The sequence below is a fragment of the Streptomyces mayteni genome (genome assembly GCF_054783955.1).
The window spans coordinates 1-740 of sequence record NZ_BAAGPR010000285.1 but is presented as its reverse complement, the minus strand read 5'-3'; the positions used below and the strand labels follow the sequence as shown (position 1 = coordinate 740).

General features: G+C 28.0%; 1 rRNA gene. It reads left to right on the top strand.

The features are described from left to right. Positions 1-281 precede the first annotated feature (281 nt). Positions 282-740, top strand: a 23S ribosomal RNA gene (locus ACYVPE_RS39925); the annotation flags it as partial.

Below are 740 nucleotides of genomic sequence, written 5' to 3'. Positions count from 1 at the left end.
TATACTTGACTAATTAAATTAAAGACTAAAGACAAATAATGTAGTATTACTATCTACTTATTATGTCTACTTTTATTTATTATTATTATATCTATATAAACAAGGCAGAAAAAGTATTAAACAAAACTAAGAAATTATATACAATTTAAGTATACTAGATAATAAATTTAATAAGATAATAATATACATGTTAGGATGTAGTAATGAATTATATTAGTTATAGATAAGTAAATATTTATAAATTTGTAAATATAAGTATGACAAATATATGGACACATAGGTGTGAGTAATCAAAGTGATTGTTGGGGATGTCTAGCACGCATTCATTATACGGAAGACTTATTGTCTAAAAGCTATATAATATATGAATTTATTATAGCGTTCCGCACGGGAAACCGTAAATTATATACACAGTGAACTGAACCATCTTAGTAACTGTAGGAAAGGAAAACAACCGTGACTTCTAAAGTAGTGGCGAGCGAAATAGAACTAGCCAAATATCATTATTATAATGCAGAATACTTTGGAAAAAGTAATCCGTAGAAGGTAATAGCCCTGTATGCTTATGATAAAATAGATAATAAATAAGTAATGTAAGAGAAAACTTGCATGAAGTTCTTTTTAGAAAAAGAAAAGAAATTGGGGAACCATCCTCAAAGGCTAAGTATGAATGACGTAGCGATAGTGAAAAGTACCGTGAGGGAAAGATGAAAAGAAAGTCGATGACTAGTGAAATAGAT